This window comes from Vibrio sp. 1874 (assembly GCF_033344395.1).
Classification (GTDB): domain Bacteria; phylum Pseudomonadota; class Gammaproteobacteria; order Enterobacterales; family Vibrionaceae; genus Vibrio; species Vibrio alginolyticus.
In genome coordinates this window covers 505877-529507 of sequence record NZ_JAWPOR010000003.1, presented here as the reverse complement: position 1 = coordinate 529507, position 23631 = coordinate 505877, and the positions used below count along the sequence as shown (strand labels likewise).

General features: G+C 38.7%; 22 protein-coding genes and 1 riboswitch. Of the genes, 9 read left to right on the top strand and 13 right to left on the bottom strand.

Features of this window, described 5'->3' with window-relative positions; all coding sequences use genetic code 11:
- Positions 1–80 precede the first annotated feature (80 nt).
- Both R8N46_RS09765 and R8N46_RS09760 read right to left on the bottom strand, forming a co-directional pair.
- Positions 81–815: a chromosome segregation ATPase gene (locus R8N46_RS09765; protein WP_017820934.1), complete on the bottom strand. Its 735-nt coding sequence runs from the start codon at positions 813–815 to the stop codon at positions 81–83.
- A gap of 31 nt (positions 816–846) precedes the next feature.
- Positions 847–1005, bottom strand: a complete 159-nt coding sequence (locus R8N46_RS09760; RefSeq protein WP_005377784.1) for a hypothetical protein — start codon at positions 1003–1005, stop codon at positions 847–849.
- A 527-nt stretch (positions 1006–1532) separates the two neighbouring features.
- Positions 1533–1632, top strand: a riboswitch (glycine riboswitch).
- 122 nt (positions 1633–1754) lie between these two features.
- Between R8N46_RS09760 and R8N46_RS09755 the strand changes: the two genes are divergently transcribed.
- Positions 1755–3131 carry an alanine/glycine:cation symporter family protein gene (locus R8N46_RS09755; protein ID WP_005377785.1) on the top strand — a complete coding sequence of 459 codons (1377 nt, stop codon included), beginning with the start codon at positions 1755–1757 and terminating at the stop codon, positions 3129–3131.
- 118 nt (positions 3132–3249) lie between these two features.
- Here R8N46_RS09755 and R8N46_RS09750 read toward each other — a convergent pair whose 3' ends face one another.
- Positions 3250–3816 (bottom strand): hypothetical protein, encoded by a 567-nt coding sequence (locus R8N46_RS09750; protein WP_005385713.1) that lies wholly within the window; start codon positions 3814–3816, stop codon positions 3250–3252.
- A complete protein-coding gene (locus R8N46_RS09745; RefSeq protein WP_017820932.1) occupies positions 3816–4451 on the bottom strand; it encodes a LysE family translocator in 636 nt (211 codons plus the stop codon). The genes R8N46_RS09750 and R8N46_RS09745 overlap by 1 nt, the downstream gene beginning before the upstream one ends.
- Positions 4452–4674: 223 nt before the next feature.
- On the opposite strand from R8N46_RS09745, the gene R8N46_RS09740 reads away from it, so the two are divergent.
- Both R8N46_RS09740 and R8N46_RS09735 read left to right on the top strand, forming a co-directional pair.
- Positions 4675–6147 carry a carboxypeptidase M32 gene (locus R8N46_RS09740; RefSeq protein WP_115385937.1) on the top strand — a complete coding sequence of 491 codons (1473 nt, stop codon included), beginning with the start codon at positions 4675–4677 and terminating at the stop codon, positions 6145–6147.
- 50 nt (positions 6148–6197) lie between these two features.
- Positions 6198–6854 (top strand): HEPN domain-containing protein, encoded by a 657-nt coding sequence (locus R8N46_RS09735; protein WP_029809381.1) that lies wholly within the window; start codon positions 6198–6200, stop codon positions 6852–6854.
- Positions 6855–6908: 54 nt separating this feature from the next.
- On the opposite strand, the gene R8N46_RS09730 is transcribed toward R8N46_RS09735, so the two are convergent.
- From R8N46_RS09730 to R8N46_RS09700, 7 genes are all read right to left on the bottom strand, one after another.
- A complete protein-coding gene (locus tag R8N46_RS09730; protein WP_250156719.1) occupies positions 6909–7730 on the bottom strand; it encodes a hypothetical protein in 822 nt (273 codons plus the stop codon).
- Positions 7731–7735: 5 nt separating this feature from the next.
- Positions 7736–8200 carry a hypothetical protein gene (locus R8N46_RS09725; RefSeq protein WP_213972325.1) on the bottom strand — a complete coding sequence of 155 codons (465 nt, stop codon included), beginning with the start codon at positions 8198–8200 and terminating at the stop codon, positions 7736–7738.
- Entirely contained in the window at positions 8201–8833 is a 633-nt protein-coding gene (locus R8N46_RS09720) for a hypothetical protein (RefSeq protein WP_229651893.1), read from the bottom strand.
- Between the two features lie 23 nt (positions 8834–8856).
- A complete protein-coding gene (locus tag R8N46_RS09715; protein ID WP_115385936.1) occupies positions 8857–11841 on the bottom strand; it encodes an ATP-binding protein in 2985 nt (994 codons plus the stop codon).
- A gap of 9 nt (positions 11842–11850) precedes the next feature.
- The gene (locus R8N46_RS09710; RefSeq protein WP_079856076.1) at positions 11851–12486 is read right to left on the bottom strand and encodes a hypothetical protein; all 636 of its coding nucleotides are present in this window, start codon (positions 12484–12486) and stop codon (positions 11851–11853) included.
- A 9-nt stretch (positions 12487–12495) separates the two neighbouring features.
- Entirely contained in the window at positions 12496–15261 is a 2766-nt protein-coding gene (locus R8N46_RS09705) for a hypothetical protein (RefSeq protein WP_029809386.1), read from the bottom strand.
- A 135-nt stretch (positions 15262–15396) separates the two neighbouring features.
- Positions 15397–16359 carry a helix-turn-helix transcriptional regulator gene (locus R8N46_RS09700; RefSeq protein ID WP_115385935.1) on the bottom strand — a complete coding sequence of 321 codons (963 nt, stop codon included), beginning with the start codon at positions 16357–16359 and terminating at the stop codon, positions 15397–15399.
- 910 nt (positions 16360–17269) lie between these two features.
- Here R8N46_RS09700 and R8N46_RS09695 point away from each other — a divergent pair.
- The 6 genes from R8N46_RS09695 (at position 17270) to R8N46_RS09670 (ending at position 22138) form a co-directional block, all read left to right on the top strand.
- Positions 17270–17923, top strand: a complete 654-nt coding sequence (locus R8N46_RS09695) for a GGDEF domain-containing protein (protein WP_049879076.1) — start codon at positions 17270–17272, stop codon at positions 17921–17923.
- Between the two features lie 554 nt (positions 17924–18477).
- Complete coding sequence (locus R8N46_RS09690; RefSeq protein WP_115385934.1) at positions 18478–19230, top strand: chromosome partitioning protein ParA; 753 nt, start codon at positions 18478–18480, stop codon at positions 19228–19230.
- An 89-nt stretch (positions 19231–19319) separates the two neighbouring features.
- Positions 19320–20483, top strand: coding sequence for a relaxase/mobilization nuclease domain-containing protein (locus R8N46_RS09685; RefSeq protein ID WP_318098375.1), 1164 nt, complete (start codon positions 19320–19322; stop codon positions 20481–20483).
- The gene (locus tag R8N46_RS09680; protein ID WP_318098376.1) at positions 20468–20824 is read left to right on the top strand and encodes a hypothetical protein; all 357 of its coding nucleotides are present in this window, start codon (positions 20468–20470) and stop codon (positions 20822–20824) included. The genes R8N46_RS09685 and R8N46_RS09680 overlap by 16 nt, the downstream gene beginning before the upstream one ends.
- A 183-nt stretch (positions 20825–21007) precedes the next feature.
- Positions 21008–21784 (top strand): hypothetical protein, encoded by a 777-nt coding sequence (locus R8N46_RS09675; RefSeq protein WP_025591604.1) that lies wholly within the window; start codon positions 21008–21010, stop codon positions 21782–21784.
- Between the two features lie 96 nt (positions 21785–21880).
- A complete protein-coding gene (locus R8N46_RS09670) occupies positions 21881–22138 on the top strand; it encodes a helix-turn-helix domain-containing protein (RefSeq protein ID WP_025593110.1) in 258 nt (85 codons plus the stop codon).
- Positions 22139–22476: 338 nt separating this feature from the next.
- On the opposite strand, the gene R8N46_RS09665 is transcribed toward R8N46_RS09670, so the two are convergent.
- Together R8N46_RS09665 and R8N46_RS09660 are read right to left on the bottom strand one after the other, a co-directional pair.
- Positions 22477–23076, bottom strand: coding sequence for a hypothetical protein (locus R8N46_RS09665; protein WP_318189651.1), 600 nt, complete (start codon positions 23074–23076; stop codon positions 22477–22479).
- Positions 23076–23576 (bottom strand): hypothetical protein, encoded by a 501-nt coding sequence (locus R8N46_RS09660; protein ID WP_250156718.1) that lies wholly within the window; start codon positions 23574–23576, stop codon positions 23076–23078. Before R8N46_RS09660 ends, R8N46_RS09665 begins: the two co-directional genes overlap by 1 nt.
- Positions 23577–23631: the final 55 nt, after the last annotated feature.

Here is a 23631-nt window from a genome sequence, read left to right as displayed (position 1 = left end):
AGGCTAAAAGTCATAGCTAACAACGAAAAAGGAGCTCTTAAAGAGCTCCTTTTGCTTTTCAAAAATCGGATACAAAAGACTTAAAGGCCGATATCTTCCGTTATTGCTTTGATTTGTTTGAGGTCCATTTTATAGACTTCAATCATTTGATCGACCTGACTTAGTCGTGAATTAGCTTCATCATGTTTATCACACGCGTCCGACTTCACGTCCCAAGATTTGCCTTCTAAAAATACGTCACACTCTTTCTTGAGTTTCTCAATCTTAGGTAATAATTTCGACCGTTCTTTCTCGAGAGACTCTAATTCTTGCGAAATTTTCAGCTCTTTCTGGAATACTTCGCGGGACCGCTCAAACATAGTCGCTTGCATATCCGCTTGACGACTCAACTTCTCATTTTCTGACTTCGTCGTGTTGATCTTATCTGCCTGCTGCTTCAATTGAGACTCTAGTGACAAGTTGACCTTCTCGACCTCAGTCAATTGCTTTTGCAACTTCTTAAGTGCTTTCTGATGAGCTTCATCTTTCGCGGCGAGTAACTCACTAACTTGGTTTTGTATTTCTTGGTCGAGCGCCTCTTCACGCACTTTTACTTGAGATGCCAACTGGGTTTTATCTTGCGTTAGTGCTTGATACTTTTCTTCTAATACGTGGTAAGTCGATTCCCACTTGTTCGCAGTGACAACCGATCCAACAAGGCCACCAAATGCCAAGCCTAACACCGCAGCGATTGCGATATAGATATGCGTACGTTTGTCACGCTCTTCAATGACAACTACGTCGTCTTGCTCTTCCATTTTGTTCTGAGAACTCACCGTATACTACTCCAAGGACTCTTTTACTTTGCTAGCGGATCAATTCCGCAAACATAATTGATGCTGTATAAATCAGAAATGCGCCAATTAATGTTATAACGGTCGCTTTTTGGACTTTTTCATTGGTTCGATAACGAAACAGCACAAATGCTACTGCAATCAACACCGCAATGGCTAATAATCTGGTCATACCGCCTCCTTGTCCACTCATGAAAAACTGCCTAGGTCCGTAGACTGTTTCACAAAGGTTCATTGTAACCCATTTATACGTACCATAAGGTCAACTTAGCGTAGATTTTAAAATAAGTGCTCCGATTTTAATCAATTTTGTGTCCTTAATTGAATAACTTATGTCGTAACAATCGAAACACATTTATCGTTCTGAAGTGTTTTTGGGTTCCATTCCCTAACCCAATAAATTTTATTTATGCCGTGACTCGCACAAAAAGATTGGCAAACATACCTTCATGAAAATTGATGAGGTTATTTCATTAAAAATAAATTGACATAGGGTGTTGAAATGGACCAAAAACATGATAGAGTTCACACGTTAATGATGACCAGCATCATTAACTAACCTTTACTCATTTAATTGAGTAATTGTTCCGATGAAGACTGCAGGAGAGTGGTTATTAATCAAATTTTAACATTTGATTAGCATAACTCGCCGAAGAATTAACTATTTCAGGTGCTACCTAGGTAGCGGGGACTGTAGTTGGAGGAACCTCTGGAGAGAACCGTTAAATCGGTCGCCGAAGGAGCAAGTCTTGCACTCACGCAAGGTGAAACTCTCAGGCAAAAGGACAGAGGAGTGGAAAGTTACAACCTAACTATTTTGCTTGGCCTTCCCGCCTACAACCAATAGCTTAGTTCTTTTAGAGATCGTTGATCTCGTCCTTTCCCTCTTCTCCTTATTAGTTGTTTTATTAAGGGGAAATCATGAACAACCTACAATCTTTACTACAAACCATCGATAATTTTGTCTGGGGTCCACCGCTGCTTATTTTGCTAGTAGGTACAGGTGTTTACTTCACTTTTAGCCTTGGCTTGATCCAGTTTAAACACCTCCCAACAGCGCTAGCGATGGTATTCAGTAAAGATAAGTCATCTAATACTCAAGGTGACGTTTCTAGCTTTGCAGCTCTTTGTACTGCGCTCTCAGCAACAATTGGTACTGGTAACATTGTTGGTGTTGCCACAGCAATCAAACTCGGTGGACCAGGCGCTCTATTCTGGATGTGGCTCGCTGCCCTTTTCGGAATGGCGACTAAATACGCCGAATGTTTGTTGGCGGTTAAGTACCGAAGAGTCGATGATAAAGGCCAAATGATTGGTGGCCCAATGTATTACTTGCAATACGGTGTTGGCTCAAAAGCTCTCGCGATCATGTTTGCAGTGTTTGCTTTGGGTGTTGCTTGTTTTGGTATCGGTACGTTTCCACAAGTAAACGCGATTCTGGATGCAAGTGAGATATCTCTTGGTGTTAACCGTGAGCTATCTGCCTTCGTACTAACTCTTTTGGTTGCTTTCGTAACTTTGGGTGGCATCAAATCCATTGCTAACGTTGCAGGAAAAGTGGTTCCTACCATGGCTGTATTTTATGTGTTGGCGTGTTTAAGCGTGATCATCATGAATGCAGACCAATTGTTCAATGCCGTTGAATTAGTGCTGGTTTCAGCCTTTACATCAACAGCAGCGACTGGTGGTTTTCTAGGTGCAAGCATCATGTTGGCAATCCAATCAGGTATCGCTCGCGGTGTGTTCTCAAATGAATCTGGTTTGGGTAGCGCGCCTATGGCAGCAGCAGCAGCGAAGACAGACTCTTGTGTTAAACAAGGCCTAATTTCAATGACGGGTACCTTTTTCGATACCATCATTATTTGTACCATGACAGGCCTTGCTCTAATCCTGACCGGTGCATGGCAAAGTGACCTTGCTGGTGCCGCGATGACGACTCATGCTTTTGCGGTGGGTTTAAATGCAGATACATTTGGCCCTATGCTCGTCTCAATCGGTTTGATGTTCTTCGCTTTTACCACCATTCTTGGTTGGAACTACTACGGTGAGCGTTGCGTTGTGTTCCTGTTCGGAACTAAAGCTGTGCTTCCATACAAACTGATTTTCGTTGGCTTGGTGGCATCTGGTGCATTCCTTCACCTCGATATGATTTGGCTACTGGCTGATATCGTAAACGGTCTGATGGCAATTCCTAACCTAATTGGTTTGATCGCACTGCGTCACGTCGTACTGGCAGAAACCAAACTGTTCTTTAGCTCAACATCGCAATCAGGTGAAGTTGAAGCAGTGAAAGCTTAGTGAAACGGCAGGTTTGCGGTCATAAACTGTCAGTCACAGAGAGCAAAACACATTAGAAATGGTAAAAACACAAAGCCCGCTATTATTTAGCGGGCTTTATTTATCTTCGGTTAAATGGTTAATCTCTCAACCATTGATGCTCAACGTTTTCTCCACGTTCTTCAAAAAACTTCGCATTTTTTTGCTTGAATTGATCCGCTTTCAACTCTGATAGCGGCCAGTCTAAAAATGCTTCTGTTACAAACGAGTCGCCGACACCAACCTCAATCGATTCCAGATGTTTCCCGATGTAGCGATAAAAGTAGCCTTGCCCAAACGCATCGCACACCATAGGTACATGCCTGACACGTTGATGATTGACAGAGACCGAAGCCCAAGTCGTCGTTTTAGGTTCACAGGTTTGCTCTTTTACAACGTCGACCTCAAATTTATTGTCCATAGTTGTCGAAACAAAAACGACAATAGCGTCATGCAAATACACACGCCTGAGCAATAACTGTTTAGTGTCTTGAGTTCGCGTTTGTTGTATTCCATTAGCAAAAGGCTCGAAGTAGCCCCAGTGCCAAGACCAGATCATGCCGCGTTGCGCAAACTGTACTTGTGGCCACGTATGCCAAGCAACAGCGGCACCTATCCCCACAATAAATACAGCGAGTAGTATTAACAATCGATAAATATTACGCATTAAACGGGTTTTTCAATTAATAACTTCACACCAAGTGCGACTAATACTGCGCCCGTCGCGCCTTCCATCCACTTCATAAAACTTGCATTCTTTAGTAGATTTTTAGCCGAGTTAAGCGCGCCAGCTAAACCACACTGCCAAACCATCGCAATAGCAAAGTGTACAGATGCCATCATCATTGATTGAAGCAAGGGTGAACCTTCTGGATTCACAAACTGTGGCAAGAAAGCCAAATAGAAGACCGCCGTTTTCGGGTTCAAGACGTTAGAAAGAAAGCCCTCTCTAAAAGAGCGCTTACCATTAAACACTTCGTGAATCTGCTCGGTCACGGTCAATCCATCTTTCGACGACATTAGCGCTTTTAAACTGCTCAAACCAAGCCAGATAAGATAAGCCGCACCAATCATTTTTACGATTTGGAACAACTCTGCTGATTGCGCAAGAATCGCCGAGATACCAACCGCAGAAAAAAAAGCATGTACGAATAAGCCAAAGCAAATCCCTAGACTGGTTGTACATCCATCTTTTAGGCCCGATCGGCTAGTGTTACGGATAACAAGTGCAGTATCTAAACCTGGCGTTAACGTTAAAATCGTAATGGCAATAATAAATGCCTCGAAATTCAAAATATCCATATTATCGTGATAATTAATTGTCAATCCTTCATCAATACCGCCAATCCACAAGATTCGCAAGCTTCTTTTTGAAGAGAGCTATACAACTGGGTGAGTTTATGGACAATGGGTTGGAGTTAATTGTTAATTATTAGTAAATTAACGCAGGTTGCTTAGTGCAACACCATATGAAGGACCCGTTATCGGGTGTTTAGGGAAAGAACAAAAGAATAAGAGTAGTCACATGAACGCATTTACAAAACTCGTTGAACATTCCAAAAAAGTGGCAAATTTTGAGCATCTATCTGCCATCATAGATTGGGATCAAGCAGCGGTCATGCCACCTGGTGGCGCTGAAGCACGCTCGAATGCCACGGCAGAGCTCGATGTACATATCCATTCTTTAATGACTCAACCGCACTTGGGAGAGCTTTTCGCTCAGGCAGAAGAAGAGACGCTGTCTACAAAAGAAGAATCTATCCTAAGAGAAATGAAGCGTGGGTGGCAGCAAGCTAACTTACTACCAGAATCATTAGTTCAAGCTCAATCTCTTGCTGGCTCCAAATGTGAACATGCATGGCGTACGCAACGTGGAGAAAATGACTGGGCTGGTTTTGAAAAGAACTGGGCTGAAGTCGTAAAGCTATCGCAGGAAGAAGCGCAAATTAGAGCCGAAGCAAACGGCACGACTCCTTATGATGCCATGCTCGATGTTTATGAACCTGGCACAACGTCTGCGTCGTTAGACATTCTTTTTGCTGACGTGAAAACCTGGCTTCCTACTTTGATCGATGAAGCGCTTGAAAAACAACAATCAGACAACATCTTATTGCCAACTGCGCACTACCCTGCGGAAAAGCAAAAAGCGCTCGGTTTGGAAGTCATGAAACTGCTTCAATTCGATTTTGAACACGGTCGACTTGATGAGAGTACCCACCCATTTTGTGGCGGTGTACCGTCAGATGTGCGTATTACGACACGTTACAATGAAAACGAGTTTGTCCAATCATTGATGGGGATTGTCCACGAAACTGGCCATGCTCGATACGAACAAGGGCTACCAAAAGATTTATCAGGAACACCCGCGGGAGAAGCTCGCTCTATGGGTATTCATGAATCACAATCACTCTTCTTTGAAATGCAAATAGGACGAAGCAGCGCGTTTATCGATCACCTCGCTCGACTGGCTTCTAACCATTTTTCTGGTAGTGAATTCGAAAAAGACAATTTAGCCAAAATTTACACTCGCGTAGAAAAAGGCTTTATTCGCGTAGATGCTGACGAACTAACATATCCTGCTCACGTTATTCTTCGATATGAAATTGAGCGAGATCTCATGAACGGCGTCATCAAACATACAGATGTACCAGAACTCTGGAACGAAAAGATGAAAGCGTACTTGGGGCTATCAACCGAAGGAAACTTCAAAAATGGCTGTATGCAAGATATCCATTGGACAGATGGAAGTTTTGGGTACTTTCCAAGCTACACGCTGGGAGCCATGTACGCTGCTCAATTTATGGCAGCTATGAAACAATCAGTAGATGTAGATGGAGCAATCCTTAGAGGAGATCTTACGCCAATTTTTATCTGGCTATCTGATAATATCTGGAGTAAAGGTAGCTTGTTAAGTACAGATGAACTAGTCAAGCAAGCTACAGGGGAAACACTTAATATACAGCACTATAAGGATCACCTAAGAAGCCGCTACTTGTAAAAGTAATACACTCACAAAATAACAACAAACAATAATAGAAAGAGGGCAAAATGCTTACTTTTAATACGTTAAAAGAACGTCACCGTCGTGAGCGAAATAGCTATTCGCAATCACTTTCTACTCGTGTGCATCGCTCTCTAAGTTGGCTAAAGAAAGCGGAAGCATGTGAAGATGATGATTCTACATTTACTTTCCTTTGGATAGCTTTCAACTCAGCTTACGCTCAAGATTTTGAACAAAGAGCAAACTACGGTGAGCGTGGCTTGTACCAAGAGTTTTTATCTCGCCTTGTTGAACTAGATTCTGATAACTTGTTAGCTGAAATTGTCTGGCAAAACTACTCAGGTGTAATACGAGCACTGCTCGATAACGAGTTTATTCTTGAAAGCTATTGGAGCTACCATGCGGGACGCATTAGTGAACAAGAATGGAAAGAAGCTCGCAGTAAAGCTAAGGTCGCAGCTAATACAGCACTTGGGCATAACAACACAGCGTCAGTGCTTTCTATCGTATTCTCACGCCTTTACACGCTGCGTAATCAAATAATTCACGGTGGTGCGACTTATAGCAGTTCTGCAAATAGACAGCAATTAAGAGATTGCACCGTGCTCTTGGAAAAGGTTCTACCAGTTATCATCAAGATTATGATGGATGGTAGTAGTGAGCTATGGGGTGACCCTGTTTATCCGTTTATTACTGAGCAATAATATAGATCGAAGCGACATTCTATGAATGTCGCTTTTCTATTTCTGAACATCCAGCTACAACTTCACGACAGATGGTTTAATAACTTTACCTGTTTTGGTATTAACGTAACCATGAAGCATGATCTGGGTGATAGAGCCACTTGTGTTGTGGCTAGAGCTATGTTTTATGTGACACTGAGTGTCAAACGAGTCCCCAGAGCTAACCTCTTGAAGTGCGAACATAGGATAAGCTAAGGTAAAACGCTTAAATAACAGATTGAATAGCGAAATCACATTAGCTATATCACCATTATTTCCGTTGACTGTTTCACTCTTCGCATAATCCCATAGATTAGAAATATTTTTCTCTTGAATCCCACAAGAAATCAAACCTTGAACTGTTGTATCTTTAAAGATTCCAGATAAAGACTGAAGTGTTTGCTCTGACAATCGGCTATATAACTCGAGAACTTGTAGATCATCACGGAAATTATTTCTGTAATACTCAAGATTCTGGTTTAACTCGGTCACATCATTCTGTAACTGATCCTTCATCTCTGCTAGTAGTTTAAGATCAGCCTGTAGTTTCGCAACCAACAGATCCTTATCCCCATTTTGTTCAGAAAGTTGCTCAACCCTAACCCCAGCTTTTTCTTTCTCCATACAAAGCAAAGACTTTAACTTATCAATAAATTGTTTCAAGTCTTCGTTCTCACTCTCAACCTTTTGTAGGCTATCTTTCACACACTCTAATTCAGAATTATCAAAACTGGATACTTGCTCAGTTTCTAACGGTGGCTCTACGCAATCATTTTTTTCAACAACTATCTCTCGCACCTTTGCTCGTACTTTTTCATCATCCAGAGCATTTAATAAGGTTTGAATATTAATATCCATAGCACTTACCTACGTCCATAATCTCTGGTTTTTTTTCGATAGAAAGCTTGGAGGCTCGTTCCATCTGAGAGTTCCTCCATCTCCGATGTGTCAATAGCTTTTATGCTAGATGCGACAGACGAAAAAGAAGGATCAGTATATGGAATTGGTGTTTCAATTTGGGGATAACTTGCTATAGAAGCCCCAGGAAAGATTAACTCTTCTGTAAGCCAACCAATTTCTTTTACAGAGTTAACAAAGCTATCTGAAATACTTATATCAGAGTCAACCTGGAAGCTCTTATCGTCCGAAATAATCACTAAAGCTAAGGTTTCATTATCAACGTACTCAATCTTATGCTTGAAAATATCCCAGAAGTTTTCTTGAGAAGCAGTCATTTCACCAGCAAATAAGATAGGTTCAAGCTCACCGCCAATTACTCGGTTTGCTTGAACTCGATTCTTCTTTGCCTGAATGATAAAGTCAGACATTTAAAATTTTAACTCCATAACCTTGTCTTCGATTTGTTCAGTCGTAAGCTCAGGCTCAAGTTTTTGATATGCTTCAACTAGGGCGCTGGCATGCTTATGGCTCTCATCAATGCTCAACTCATCTTTTAAATACAAGCTGTAGTCATCAGTATTGAGGTTTTTCTCTTTATACGCCTTAATCGTACCAATAATTTCTTTCGTTTCTAAATCCAGTGCGGCAACTGTTGCCATAAATGATGGACTTACAACAGTATCAAGTTTCTCATTAATACCTTTTAAGGTGATAGAAGCACCAATAGATGATCTCGCCAATTTCTCGGCATCACTAAGGTTGTCGAATTTTTCTTTGTCAATCACCACATCATTTCTTAAGTGGTCGATATATTCACTTATTGAGGCAAAATCATCGGGAGTCTTCTCACTCAGCATTGCTTTCGCACCAAGTTCTTCCATGTTCTCTTCAGGACGGATAATACCTAGAGAAATACCCACATTTTTTACCGCCTCTCCTACTTTTTCAGCTAGGTTGATCCCTAAGCTAGCAATAGATGCCGCAACATTGGCAATCCCTGAGCCTATTTTCGATACAGCACCACCAATTGCACTACAGGCACTACTTACAAAACTGCTCACGCTACTCCAAAAACCCATAATTCCTAGCCTCTCACTTTGATATCTTTTCTGAATTCATCTCGCTGATATATTGAAATGCGAGTTTCGCTATCTTCATTTAAGCATGAGAGGAAGTCATACAATGTACCTTCTCGGGTCTCTTTATCTTTTGCACTACTTGGGTTGTAGCAACATAAAGAAATATATTGATACATAAACTCCCAACCAAACTTCTCCAAACATTGAATAAGTCTGCGTCTATCTTTTTCTTTGCCTAACGTGTCATACCAGGCTTCTGCAATTTCACCATGAAGAAACTTTTCCACGTCATCGATAGAAGGCTCCTCTTCTAATAGCTCTAAGCCCTGAATTAAACCTGACTTATAATTCTTTGCATAGTAAGCAAGAGCAAGTTGACTAATGTCGCTAGGAGACACATCTTTTTCATTGGTCGTACTAACAAGTTCTTTGATCTGAACTTGAAGCGGTTTGCTCATACCTGAACTGGATAATATCACTCGGCCAGGTTCAAGGTTGGATAGAAAGTCTTTCTGTTCATCAGAAAGAGCCATCGTATTACCCACAGCTTCTTTGTCATCTTTTGCGAAAAGCTTATGAATGATCTTTGTGTTGGTATTTTTTAACACTTCTGGTGTGAGTTTATTTGGAATTTGGTCTACGATAATGAGTGACTCGCCATACTTACGAACCTCTGCCAACATATCGGCAAACGCTTCAACACCTTGTTTCTTATTCTGGCTATCTCCTGGTTCAAATTTCGATAGCAATCGGTGCGCTTCTTCGATCAAAGTAATGTGACGGAACTTCTTTCCTTCACTCTGATACTCATAATAATTAGCTCTAATCGCTTCATTTAAGTTAGCTAGCACAAAGCCCATAACAAGCGACTTTTCACTTGGATTGCGAATTTCTTCAAGCTCTAAAATCACATTTTTAGTCGCTAAGTCTTTAAAGTTAATAGAGCGAGGGGTATCTAGCATTAGCCCTTTTGAACCAATAAGTAAACCTTGCAATCTAGCCTTAATGGAGCCTATATAATCTTGTTTCAGCCTGTCATCAAATCCCTGTTCCATAACGACTTGTTCAGTCATAGCAATCAGGTCACTCAAGGTAGGGAACGCATAAACACCTGGAGCGAACGGATCTTCAAATCGCTTGTTCTTAGACGTCGCAATATTCCAACCTTTATTCTCGTAGCTTCTATAGATTGAAGCTTCTATTAACTGAGGTATTGCCGCTTCCATATCAAAAGCAGATTCGATACTTGCTTTGATCATATCAACACGAGAAGTAATGTTTTCGTGCGGAAAGAACTCAAAAGGATTCAACCTGAAGGGGGCAATATTATCGTTACCAAGAGTAAAAATAAGAATGTTTTTGTTCTTCTTGGTTAATACCCGATACTCTGTTTTTGCAGGTTCTATTACCAAGAATGGCATTTTTGCTGACTCAAGTAAACGATGACAAGTCGTTGTCTTACCACTACCCGTAACTCCAGCGATAAAGGTGTGCTTATCAAGATCTCTCTTGTCTATATTGACATCGATATTTTGATGTAAACCACTTTTCACTAGATTACCTAGATAGAGTTGGTTTTCATTTTCGATATCTGAACTCACATTCAAACCAAACTCGACTTCTTCTTTCAGTGTTAAGCCGACTATCTCTTTTTGAGGCAAACCTGCAACTACACTCAACTCATTAGTCGACAACCAATTACACAAATAACGATTAAATGGCTTTCTAGAAAAAAGTAAATCTAGTTGCTGTTCATTGCTAATACTTCCATCAAGCGAATCCTTATAATTTTTTTTAAGCATGGGGAATTGGAAATTCTTTACCGCATTTAGCTCATTTGGATTGGCTACGTTCTTAAACGTTAAAGGTGATTTATTTATGTCCTCACCAGAAAATATAGATCGAGCTGTATTCCCAAGTTTTAGTACACTTGCTATCGAGTCAGAAAAAAGGTAAACATTAGATAAATAAAGACCTTTATTTTTTCCAACCTGTACGCGTTTCAATAATACCTCATCAATATAGGTAAGCCATTCTTGTATTGATTTATCACCATACTCTCGTGACTCGCTTGATGACCTGCCTTTTTGATTTGATGTATTGCTACCCACATTTTTAGCAATTGATTTTGAAGTCGTTGTCCCTTTAGTTTTCGCTTCAGAACCATTTTGATGTTTATGATGGTCAATTTCAGCAGCGCTTCGTGAGGTTTGCTCGCTGCTACCAGTTTTGTTTGTTCCAGTAGTTATTGTTACTGATTTCCCTGTATTCTTAGTAATACTAATTCCGTCATTTTCCCCTGTTGAGGTAGTGTCAGTTGATCCTTCCGACGTGCCTTGAGTCGTTGAAAAATTATCGCCATCCTGAACACTTTTTTTCGATAGAGGCAAAAGCTTGTTGTAAATACTATATAACTGGCTCTCTATCTGATTGATTTCTCGTAGAGATAGAGGATCTGCCATTACCATCAAGCAGAAATTATCACCATTCATAATATCAACTAGGCGGTCAACCCCTTGAAATTGTTCATTATCTTCATGAACACTCGGTACTCCGTCTAACTTTGCTATATGAGCATATGACTCTATGGTGCTTTTTACTACGACACGCTCTACTTTATCTAGGCGCCTTACAACACTACCTCTAAAGTTACCTTCGAGTGAGGGCTTTAGAATTGATTCGCCTATATCGTCAACATCAAGAACTAATTCACCTTTGTATTTTTTATCCTTAGCTATACCAAATAAGAAATTGACCTTTTTACCATCACTTAATAGCACATAGATGAATACAACCCCTTCAATGCTGAGTGAACTCAATACATTCTCAAACGCTTCTTTTCTCGGCGAGTCTTCATCAAAAGTGACTTCTTTTATGTGATATAAAGTAAAGTCATGGTCATTAAGCCAGGTTGGTTTCTCTAAGTATTCTCTGGATTCAACTTTATGCTCTGCTGTTCGAATTAGTTCTGCTAACGCTTTGTCTGACATCATAAATCCTTAGCGTAAATCCATTACAGCATCTTCTGCTTCTTCCACACTCATCGTTGGATTGGCAGTCTGATAAGCATTAACGAATACATTACTATGTCGGTGAGTATCCTCAATACTCAAAGAATCACCCAAATACTTTTGAACATCATCTGAATTTAAACCACTTGATTCATAAGATTTCACAAGGGCAATAACGACTTTCGGATCGATATCAAGCTCACTGATAGCGTTTAAGAATGGAATCGAAACATCTGCTTCCAAAGCTTGCCCCATACCTTTTACGGCAATTGCAACACCAACAGCTTGACGTGTTATTACATCAACAGCATCAGTGCTAAGGTTTTCTTCATCAATGATTACATCATTTCGCAAATAATCGATGTAATCATTGATCTGTTCGAAATCTTCTGGTGTCTTTTCCGCTGCCATTGCCTTCGCGCCAAGCTCGTCAGCACGTTCGTTAGGTTTTAATACATCAGCTACCAGGCTGATGGCCTCTACTGTATTGACAACTTTCGGCAAGTTTTTACCAACAACCTCAATGACCATCGGGGCATACTTGGCAATCATGGGACCAATGCTAGATGCGATCTTGGTAATTGTTGTAATAATACTTGGGATCAGGGTCGGAGGAACAATCATTCTTTTACCTTATAGTTCAATACGTTGAATTTCGTTTATGTATTGCTCGTTAACAATATCTGCTTCATTTGCCACGACATACTCGATTGCGGTTGGTGATACTAACTTAATATAAACAAGAGCTTCTTCATTCGTTACATCAAGCTTAACTACTTTCTTTTTAATGCTACTGTCACCTATCGACATCTGACCAGTGCTTGAACTTGGCTGTTCCGTAAAGAAGATTTCAAACGTGTCATAATAAGCATCTATGAAGTCATACCACTGATTTAACTTCATCTCTCTATCGATTAGAGGCTTGAATTTTTTCTTACGACTTTCACCTAGGTAGTATTTGAAGCGAACATCTTCATCTGCAATATTATGATCGACAACTTTTACGCTGCCACCATCACGAGACTCGATAAGGCCAAATGCAACGCCAGTTTTACCCGTAGGCTTCTCAACATCACTCTTATCAGTCCCTAAAGGAGCAAACAGCTCAAAACGGCTTTCACCTTCAGACACACCCATGTCTTGGTGCTGTATAGCTATATGTTTGTTAAATAGAGTATTTACAAAGCTTGATTGACTAGAATTACCAGCAAGGAAAATTTTCACATTATCGATATCTGTTAATGTTAACCGACTATTACTAAATGCCAAACGTAACGCATCAAAGAAATTCTCAACTCCTCGTTCAATACGATCTGACAAGATTTGATTCAGCTCTTCTAAATCAATATCTAGAGCAAAAGCAGAGTGTCGAACACCATTAATATCTGTCAAAGTCACTGAAAGCTCACCAGACGCATCGAATGAAAAGTCCTCATGCTCTTCCCAGAATGGACGTAAAGCAATACAAAGTTGCTTGGTGTTCACTCTTGCTTCTTGGGAGTTACTTAGGAGCTGCTCACTCCCTGCAAACGCATCTCTCTCTGGATGTTTTTCAAACTGAATGCTTTTTTCAAGCAAAGCACTCTTATTCTTTTTAAATACTTCAAAAGCAAGAAGCTCCAATAGATTTTCACCACCTAAGAACTTGTCACCACCCGCACCAAAGTGTTCAATCACGTAGTCAAAGCGTCTTTTATCTTTGGGATCTGTTGGTTCACTGTAGATGCCAAAATCAAAGTCTGTAGTACCACCACCGAAATCAAATACGCCATAAAACACACGCTCATCACCTTCTGGATCAAAACCGTACTGCTGTAAAGCAGTCAATGCATAAGCAGCAGGTTCGCTTGCACCTTTGGTCACCGTGATCTGGTTAATCGTTTTTTCGCCAAGTTCAGCAGGAAGCGACTTCTTAAGACCTTTTTCAAAACTCTCGATAATCTTGTCACGAATTGGCATTTCATACGTAACAGGGAAAGAGAGAATGTAATCCATAAAGATACCGTTATTGAGGTTATTAATATACAAACCTAAGTAATAGGCATAGATTTCAATTGGATTGAAATCATCATCTTTCAACTCAAGAAATGGAGGTAAATCGATAACCTTTCCATGCTGATCTACGATCTTAAGCTTTCTGTTTTTATCACCCGCCCACTGCTTAATTTCATCTAAGAAAGTGTTGAATTTGCTTGACTCACTACCTTGCATTGAGTTTTGTGCAGTGTGAGATATTGTTAGATCTTTCCAACGAGTATAAGGTTTGTTTGCTTTAGCATTATAGGCACTCGTAAATGACTCTAGATTGATAAACTCCATGATGGTTGGGTTTTCATAGTGATGAGAAGCAATCTCTTTACTAAGGTCACCAGTACCAATACGCATCGGGTGAATGTTGACGTTATCTTTCTGATATACAACAACTGTGCTTTTTGTACCGAAGTCAATTGATACCACACCATCATTGATGCTTGTCTTTGGATCTCGTGCAACGAGTTTGGTTGGTAGATCGATGGTAATAGAAGCATCAGTATCTAGCTCATCTTGCCACAATGACCAATGACCCAACTCGGTATCATCAAGGATTTTCTTATGGTAAGGGCTAATATCGGCCCGTATTGTATCTTCAATAAGAAGCGAATTAACTACCTTCTGTGTTACTGCCCTGTCTATTACTTCATCAGCAATATTTGTATATTTGTTGAAAAGGCTCTTATCCCCAAGATGGAAAATTTTTAATAGCGTTTCATAATCTTCGTTATTTTTTAGCTCTACTAGCCTAAAACCGCGCTGGAGAATTTCTATAAACAGATCTCTATCTGACATCTCTTTCAAATCTGAAGATAAAAATGGTAAAGCTTTCCCAGTGGAACAATCATGTCTTTTTTCTTTATCAAAATGAAAACCAGTCACTAGGTCATTGTAATCAAAAAGTGCATGCTGGTAGTTTACAGGTCGCTTACTATACGTATTAAATGGAGCATTACTTAACTCAGTCAAAGAGTCTAGTTCAGCTAAATTTGGAATTGACCATTCATTAACTGGATCAAGGATTATATTATTTATATCATCTTCGACATAACTTAACTCTGTTCCTGAGTGATAATCTTTAAAGCAATTCGGCTGCGACTTAATCAACCAAAAGCCAACTACCCGCTTATCAAAATATATTTCATTATCTAAACTGACCCAACGTTCTGCTGACAAGACGTTCTGAACTGTGCTATAGCAACTATTTAGTAGCTCAAGTATAGGACTAAACGAACTAGCTTCTTTTTTAAACAGCTCCACATCTCTCGCTAGAATAGTGTCAAATGTTTTGTTGGGTTCCACGAATAATCCGACTTTTTCTGACAATTCAGATGGAATTTTCCATTTAGATATTAGTTTAGTATACATATTGTTCTCTTTTCTAATACTTAACAATTCCGCCTATTGATAAGCTTCGACTCTTACATTGTTGTTTTTAAAAACGAAACCTAATCATCTGCTATTGCGCAGTTTTTTATAAGGCTTAGGCTCTGGGATAACATGTTAATTTTCGATGCTTGCCAAATTCACATCCCAAATATTTTCTTTGAAGCCATCTAACCAATGCTGGAGTTGCTTAGAACGAACTACTGTCGCAAACACGTTATAATGTTTGTCTGACTCAGTAATAGTTTGATCTGTTGACAATGGTGTTTCGGTAAGATGGAAACCAGCTTCCTTTGTGATAGAGAACGACAGAGAGCACTTCTCCCCTTCACCAAAACGAAATCTGCCATCAGCATCATACTGACTTAGCTTGAATGTTTTGGGGCGCTCAAATGTGAACGTCGAACTAGCTGCTTTTGTAATTCTATGAATGGCTAAACTACGCTCATTATCATATCCATCAAAACGACAAACAAGGTAAAGTCTATGCCCTTGTTGCGCTAACCCCAAGGGCATCACTATTCCTGACTTATGTTCTTGTCGAGCATTATAGTACTCGATGTTTAATAGACGATTATGATAAAGCGCGTTGCTAATTTCTTGAAAAACACAGGAGTCAATTTTAGGTGGAAGTAAAGGTTGAGTTTCACTAACAACAGCAACTTTTTTTAACCACTGACGCTCCTTACTATTGATTAAGCTAGGATTAAGCTGGTATTTAGCTTCTTGGAAGAACCCATCAAGTGACGAAAGTAAGTTAGCAGGTAGAAGATGCGTCAAATACTCTTGGGACAATGCCAACAGTAGCGCTTCTTGAGGTGTTAGGTTTTGTAACGCCAGACTTTGACTGTTTCTATCCCACCGATAACCATATGGCTTACTACGATCATCGCGCACAATATCAAAATGTTCGCAAAGCATCTCCAACGTCCGTTGGACACTTCGCAAATCACGTACTAAACCTATTTGACACAGTTGTTCATGTAGTTCTTTTGCTGTAGTTTGATGAAATTTAGGAATACGTTTCAAAATTTCAAACGCAATTACTAAAGATTCTTGGGTGCTTGCTCGCTTAGCCATCTGATCCAACTTGTATAGAATATGATGATTCAAAAGATATCCGACTCATTGTGAGGTTCGTGAACACTACGCGTGAAACGGATAAATTTCATACAACACATTGATTTTTTTATTTATAATTCTAAATATTAATACGCTTTTTGTTCTTTTTATGCAACTATGAGTTCGTCACTTCGCCTGGCAATTCAACAAAATGAAGAGTACATCAACTTCTGACATAATGTGTCGTATATAACCTGGCTAGGTCCCCTTAATCTAATTCAGTTAATATCGAGCAATGTGCATATATCCAAAAAAAACGCTCAATGAAAAGCAAACCATTGCCATTTTAGAGGGAGCGAAAGAAGGTATTTCAGCCCGAGCGCTTTGCGGCAAGCTTTGAATCTAGGATGGTTTACATACGCTGCACTGGATGCCCTCTGAAGCTCGTCTAAAAACACTAAAAGAAGAAATGCCAGACTCAAAAAGTTGCTGGTTGAGAAACTGCTAGATGCTGAAGCCCCGAAGATTGCTCTCCACCCAAAGTACTGGCCGCAGATGACAAGCTCAAGGTTGATAAAGTTCCCCTAAAAGATATCGCCCTTTCTAAGCAGATAAACTGTCTATTCTTCAGTATTCAACACGTATCAATACGTTATTAAACCACAAGCGAATTTACCTCTTGAACTATCATTAGGCGTAATGGTCAACAAACGAAGACAGAAAAAGTCACATGAACGCAAATCAATCAATATCTCGATATGGATTACAATAAGAATCACCTCCACATAGCTCAGGTTTAGATCAGCTCTCTATGCAAATTAAAATCTGTTATTGATACTTCTGTTGGATAATAAGCAAAACAAATACGACACATTACGACGTAGTACTATGTATTCTCAACGCCTGTGTTAAAACTGATGTTGGGTGAATGATGGTATTTGATTCTATTGAGAGACACGAAGACAGAGTTAACTCTCGCTACGAGAAAACGCTGCAAGAAACGATTTTTCATTTAGAGCAAAAAAACAAAGAACTTATGCAAAAAATCACGCAACTTGAATCACGACTTAATCATGATTATCTAACAAAGCTTAAGAGCCGTGAAGCTGCCCTGAACGCTATAGATTCGTCTTTGAAAAACAATGAGATTCATACTATAGCTGTAGTATTTATGGATATGGATAATTTAAAATTAATCAATGATTATGGTGGTCATATCTTAGGTGATGAGGCGTTGAAACTCTTTGGTTCAACTTTAAAATTATTGGAAAAGCCTGCACACTGCATATCCCGTCTAGGAGGAGACGAATTTATTGCGATCTTACCAAATTACACAGAAAGTCAAGTACATGAATGGTGCTTGGCACTAGATGAATTACTTAAACAAACCAACCCACTGAGCTTCAATGCACAAAAAATCAAAGTTACAGTTTCAACAGGATATTATTTATACGACAAGCACTCTGATAACCCAACTAAAACCAGTCAGGATATGATTGAACTGGCTGATTCTTCTATGTATGTGTCTAAACGAGAAAAGTTTACAATAAGGAAAAGAACTCCAACAACACAGACGATTTAACATATAAACAAACCAATAACATATTAGCCCTCGGTTAATAAACTTATTATTATCTTATCAAGATAACATTAAAAATTATGGTTTTTATACCTACATTCAACCAAAAGTTAAACCATAAAATATAGACACCCATAAGAAAAACAATTTAATTTACAAAAAAATAAATAGCATAATAAATAGTGCATGAAAAATATAAATAGCATTTACTTTGTTATTTGAAAATTTAAAATAAATCACCTTTTATCATTTTAAATAATCTAAATATTTATATTTATTAGTGCGATAGCTTTTAAAACAACCAACAAATTAAACCTGATTATATAAAGTAAAGAATAAAAATAAACTATAATTTCATAGTATTTATGGTTATAATATAAGAAAAAAGAAATTAACAAGCGGATACTGCTCTTCCCTATTTGTTCCAAATAGGTCGTTTGTAGCTTTAGCCTCCCGCTAGTCGGTTGCGCTAACATGCTTCGCAGTTATCGCTAAGTCGCACGCTGTTGCTCTATAGATAATAAAAATAAAATAATAATAAAAAGAGAAATAATAAAATGAACTTATCATTAAAAGAAGAACTAGATGACGCAATAAGAGAAATAGTATCCAACACTAAAAGAGAAAATAAAGATAAGCTAAGATCGCTTATTGAGAAAACAGATTACAGCTTAGAAGAATTACAAGTTGTTGTACCTTCCCTACTTCCACCTTTTTCAAACACATCTAAACTTACGCTAAGTTCTCATGCGCATTTTTGTAATTGCATTTTAAAAAGTATTTACGCTAAAAATAATGCAGATAGCTTTAACGATGATGTTGTTACTGAATCATTTCGCATCCTCGATGCAGTGAAAAACGGATTCAAAGAAGAGCGCAAAGAAACTAAAGACTTATACAATATTGCATTAAAAACACATATAACAGCAGAACAGCACGAGCGCTTCATCGCTAACAAGAAAAGTTACAACTACCGCTCTAACGCTGCTTTTCTTAGAGACGTAGCTTTAAATCAAGTCGAACCACGACCAAACAATGACGAAGCGTATTCAAACTACTTTAAAGAAACCAAGGAGCTATCAAAAGCCCTGCAAGTGCTTGCAGAAGATCTTGAGGATGCTGACAGCGCTGAGATAGCTGAACTGAGTAGAGGCATTAAAGAACTTGAGAAGATCGTTAATATTATACGCAAGCTAGCAATAGATTCTCACTCATCAGCAACAGCTAAAATACTAGCTTTAAAGTACTTATCTTCGCGTCAGTTAGATGAGATATGCAAACAAAAGATACTAGAAGAAGCTGAATTATAAAGCCTAAACTCCCGCCTTATTTTTAAGGCGGATTTATCTACCATTTCTTATTACTTTCTCACTAACGATAATAATAAAGAGACAATAAAATGATATTTACAGAACTAGAATGCACAAGAAGTCAGCAAACCGCTAAGGACGCTCAGAACCTCGTGGAATATGGCGCTAAACAAAAAGACGCCGACAACCTAGTGAAGTACGGAGCTGGTAAAACAAAACATGCTCCAGTATCCCAAGGACACTCCTTCTTCATCTGCGCTAATGAAATCGAATCCATTCCAGTTGAGATGAGCGAACTGGCTACTGGCGCTGACTGGCACGATGCTATCACTGAACTGCAAAGCAGCTATAAGCACAACCCTACAGTCAAACACCCTTTCCGCCACTTCGTCATATCTATAGACGAAGGAGAGCGACTTACAGACAAGCAGTGGCGTAAAACAGTAAAAAAGACTATGAATCACCTAGGTTACGAAAACGCACGCTACATCGCGTTTAGACACGAAGATACTGATTCTCAGCACGTACACATAACTGTATCAACACAAGACTTGGAAACAAACAAAGTCATCAGCAACTGGATGTCTGTTGAAGCTGCACAAGAAATCATGCGCGAACAAGAAAAAGAGTTTGGATTAATACAGCTAGAAAACTCATCAGAGATACTAGCAAGGGGCGAAGCAGTCGTTTCTGACAAGTACTCTCACTCAGTGAAGTTGATGATGAGACGCTTAGTTGAGTCAAGCATTAAAGAGCTGCCAGCGCTAGTACGAGCTAGAGCCAAAAATCTAGAGAAACTAGGTGTAAGCGATGAGCACACTACTAAAGCGAGCTTAGCTCTTTATCAAATAGCACTGTTAAGAAATGGCGTCGAAACAATACTTAAAGAAGACAGAAGCAACGAAAAATTCGTTGGTCTTGTTTACAAATACAATGACTTCATCATACCCGCTTCTAAGCTCAGGAGCGGTAACAAGTTCACCCTCGGCGGCTTGATAAAATCTGGTGTTCTAGCAAGTGATGCAAACATTATAAGTAACTATGACGAGTCACAAATTGAAAATTACGAAGTTAGAGAATTGTTTGAATCGCAAAAAGATTTTGCAGAGCAAAGATTTGAAACAGTAAGAAGAGATGCTGAGGCACATGCTGATAAAGTAAAAAACAAATGGAGGAATGGGATAAACACATGTTTAACTTCTTCATTACCTCGTGTAAAAAGCAACATCAAAAAGCTATGGAAGATGCGATAGATTTCTGGCTCTATCACGGTAAGCGCATCAAAAAACGCGACAAAGCTTTCGTTCACGCAATTTATGAGCAGGAACAAGGCATATACTCGGCATCTAAATCGCTAAGTAAATTCTTCTATCATCTGCTTCTAATCTTTTTCGAACTAAGCAAGAAGAACCACTGGGAATTGAAAATAACCCCTGTCGCGGCACATGAAGATCAAGACCTAGCAATTAACCAAGCCATTGAACAAATAGAAAAAACATATAAAAACGAAGGTATCTTTTCTGACAACAAAAAGCAGAACAGAAGACGCAACATCAAGAAGAAACCAAAAGATATCGCTGAAAATACATATTAATGCAAAAAAGAGGGCTGAAGCTCTCTTTTTTATTTTTGTAATATAAATAGAAAAACTCACCATCATTTAAAAATAAAAAATTAACTGATGAATTTAATACAAACAATAACATTACAGTTTATATTATAAATTTAAATGCTATAATTAAAATATAACAACAAATAATAATAAAAAGATAATAATATGAGTATTTTTAAAAAAATAAATAATGAATTAACTGATAACGTTACAGTAACACCAAAACAAAAGAAATCTCCCCTACCGCGATTTCAAAAAAACAAAAGTGGCAAGATACTTTACATTATTGTCCGAGATCCTGAGTTAATAAATAGTAGCGGCAACGCAACACATATAACATTAATAAAGCTACCGATCACTGCCCCCTCCTCTCCGCGTTCTATAAAACACCTCATTGCCAAATATGGCACTGAAGAAGCGAAATCTGGAAAGTACGAAATTACTGAGCACAACTTTGACGAGATCATGTCTCACTTTAGACCAGCTAACGAGTTATATAAAAAGTACAGAAAAGAAGAACTGCATGAAAAGCAAAGCGTTGTTATTAATTCAAAAGAAGAGCAAGTCTGCAAGATTGCTGCATTGATACATCAAGCATCAGATGCTTTTGACGAGCTAGAGGGTGAAGATGAGATTGATGTTCTTGAAGCACAAGAAATCCATCAGGCTTTGTACAGAGTGAAAAACAGACTCAGAGCAGCAAGAATGCCTGATACTTACTATAACGAGTTTCTCTTTAAAGAAGATGATAAAGAATCTGTTGAGCATATGCGCAGTAAGCGTAAGTTTAACCTTGAAGACAAAGCTAGCCTTATGAGATTCGTTAAAGTCTTTTCTAAGCTAACCCCTCTAAAGCTTCGTGACCGTGACTCATCAAAAACTGATATAAAAGCAGTAGCATTAAGAAGAAAAATCGAAGAACTCAAACAAAAAGTAGAATAGAACCAACAGCCCCGATGGGGCTGTTTTTCCTTTTTACCCTTGACTGCGGGTAAAGCACAAACTACCCTCTATCGCGGGTAAATACGAGGAATTATTATGTTGATAACATCATCTAGGCAGTTAGCAATACATCTGCGTGACGAAAGAAAACACAAGAACCTGTCTCAAGCTAAGGCTGCCGACCCCGTGGGTCTAAAACAAGACACTATTTCCAAGTTTGAGATTAATCCAGAGACCACCAGGATTCAGACTCTATTTCGCATCTTATCATCGCTAAATCTGGAAATGCATATAGTGCCGAAAGGAGAAAGTATCGAACTGAAAGCCGACAGTGGGAGCGAAGAGAAATGGTGAATAAAGCCATTCCAACTAATGAGAATCAACCAAATCGGCATGTTCAACGAAATAAAGTGCCGCTGATTTTAAGCAAGCTACCTCATTCCCATGCATGGGAATACAATTAGACATCTGATCGTCATATTAACTCTGAAAAGTTATGGCTAGATCGTACAAATCACTCTGCTGGTATTGTAGTTCACAACTGGACATTTTCGTGTTACGAATAGGATCAATATGCATTCGACTCGGATGAAAAAATATATGGATAACATCTATACTCATGTTCAATGTTACGGAACCACTACAAGGACTGCAACAGGCGTTAGCTATTAAGCTAGCGCCTTTATCTTTAACTATTTTATATTGGACTCGAAAACACGAACTAACTCTTTTACTTTGACAATACAGTTATTGGCTACACATCCGTATTTTTCATTGTATTTAATCAAGGAAACCAAATATGACCGATAACCTTTTATCTTATTTTGTAACTGGTCATCAGAGTACTGGATGTAGAAGTTTATGTTTTCGCCGTATGTTCTTTTAAATTTGTTATAGTTCAACTGAAAAATACTCTCCATGATATAGACAGAATCTCTATTTTTTCTTAAAAGTGCAGATAGTTTTTTTAAGTGTTTTAGTTTTTTATCAGAGAGTCTAATTGAACCAATGGGATCTTGTTTGTAAACATTAAAGAACAGGTTTTTCTTTAACTTGGTATTCTGAATTACATACCCATTAAGCGATATAGTATTCTCTACTGCCTTTCTTTTTCTTTTTTTTAACTTAAGAGAAAGAGTGGAGACAAATATAGAGATGTCTCTTTCAAACTGCTCAGAATGGAGGTATCGACTCTTGCTCGATGAAAAAAGCATATCATCTGCATATCTACTGTATACAATCCCTTTATCTTCACACAGTTTCTGGATCAAAATATCGATTCTTCTAAAAATTATATTAGAAACGACAGGGGAAGATGAAAAGCCAATAGGAAGTATTTCTTTTTTTTTATGTCATCATCGTCGAAATTATTATTAACTTTGTGAGTAATAGACATATAAGCAATGTCTAATGCCGAGTATTTTGCACCTTTTTTGTCATCACTGAAGTACTGACTCAGGAGGTTTTTAACTTCCAACACAGATATGGAGTGGAAAAACTTCTTTATATCGAGTCTTAAAAAGTAATAACCACTGATGTGTGGTCTTAGAAAGTCATAATAAGACTTACCAGGGACAAAACCGCAAGCAGAAGAGTTTACAGGAATCTTGGATAGAACAAACCTTGTAATTCTATCATTTACGATTTTGTGATCAGAATCTTTTAATATCTCGAAAAATATATCAGCCCCAGACTTTCGTTCAATGACACTGGTAGAAAAATCATCTAATAGTGCTACATTACCTTTTAGAATGGCGTTATTAAAGAATTCATCACTAACTTTTTTATTCATTATATTGCTTCAACCCGATACAAAAGAACACTATTACACCGTAGGTGTGTACTAT

Coding starts and splice junctions, on each gene's coding strand:
- R8N46_RS09760 (WP_005377784.1), bottom strand. CDS start 1,005: ATGACCAGATTATTAGCCATTGCGGTGTTGATTGCAGTAGCATTTGTG.
- R8N46_RS09755 (WP_005377785.1), top strand. CDS start 1,755: ATGAACAACCTACAATCTTTACTACAAACCATCGATAATTTTGTCTGG.
- R8N46_RS09750 (WP_005385713.1), bottom strand. CDS start 3,816: ATGCGTAATATTTATCGATTGTTAATACTACTCGCTGTATTTATTGTG.
- R8N46_RS09745 (WP_017820932.1), bottom strand. CDS start 4,451: ATGGATATTTTGAATTTCGAGGCATTTATTATTGCCATTACGATTTTA.
- R8N46_RS09740 (WP_115385937.1), top strand. CDS start 4,675: ATGAACGCATTTACAAAACTCGTTGAACATTCCAAAAAAGTGGCAAAT.
- R8N46_RS09735 (WP_029809381.1), top strand. CDS start 6,198: ATGCTTACTTTTAATACGTTAAAAGAACGTCACCGTCGTGAGCGAAAT.
- R8N46_RS09730 (WP_250156719.1), bottom strand. CDS start 7,730: ATGGATATTAATATTCAAACCTTATTAAATGCTCTGGATGATGAAAAA.
- R8N46_RS09725 (WP_213972325.1), bottom strand. CDS start 8,200: ATGTCTGACTTTATCATTCAGGCAAAGAAGAATCGAGTTCAAGCAAAC.
- R8N46_RS09715 (WP_115385936.1), bottom strand. CDS start 11,841: ATGTCAGACAAAGCGTTAGCAGAACTAATTCGAACAGCAGAGCATAAA.
- R8N46_RS09710 (WP_079856076.1), bottom strand. CDS start 12,486: ATGATTGTTCCTCCGACCCTGATCCCAAGTATTATTACAACAATTACC.
- R8N46_RS09705 (WP_029809386.1), bottom strand. CDS start 15,261: ATGTATACTAAACTAATATCTAAATGGAAAATTCCATCTGAATTGTCA.
- R8N46_RS09700 (WP_115385935.1), bottom strand. CDS start 16,359: ATGGCTAAGCGAGCAAGCACCCAAGAATCTTTAGTAATTGCGTTTGAA.
- R8N46_RS09695 (WP_049879076.1), top strand. CDS start 17,270: ATGATGGTATTTGATTCTATTGAGAGACACGAAGACAGAGTTAACTCT.
- R8N46_RS09690 (WP_115385934.1), top strand. CDS start 18,478: ATGAACTTATCATTAAAAGAAGAACTAGATGACGCAATAAGAGAAATA.
- R8N46_RS09685 (WP_318098375.1), top strand. CDS start 19,320: ATGATATTTACAGAACTAGAATGCACAAGAAGTCAGCAAACCGCTAAG.
- R8N46_RS09680 (WP_318098376.1), top strand. CDS start 20,468: ATGGAAGATGCGATAGATTTCTGGCTCTATCACGGTAAGCGCATCAAA.
- R8N46_RS09675 (WP_025591604.1), top strand. CDS start 21,008: ATGAGTATTTTTAAAAAAATAAATAATGAATTAACTGATAACGTTACA.
- R8N46_RS09670 (WP_025593110.1), top strand. CDS start 21,881: ATGTTGATAACATCATCTAGGCAGTTAGCAATACATCTGCGTGACGAA.
- R8N46_RS09660 (WP_250156718.1), bottom strand. CDS start 23,576: ATGAATAAAAAAGTTAGTGATGAATTCTTTAATAACGCCATTCTAAAA.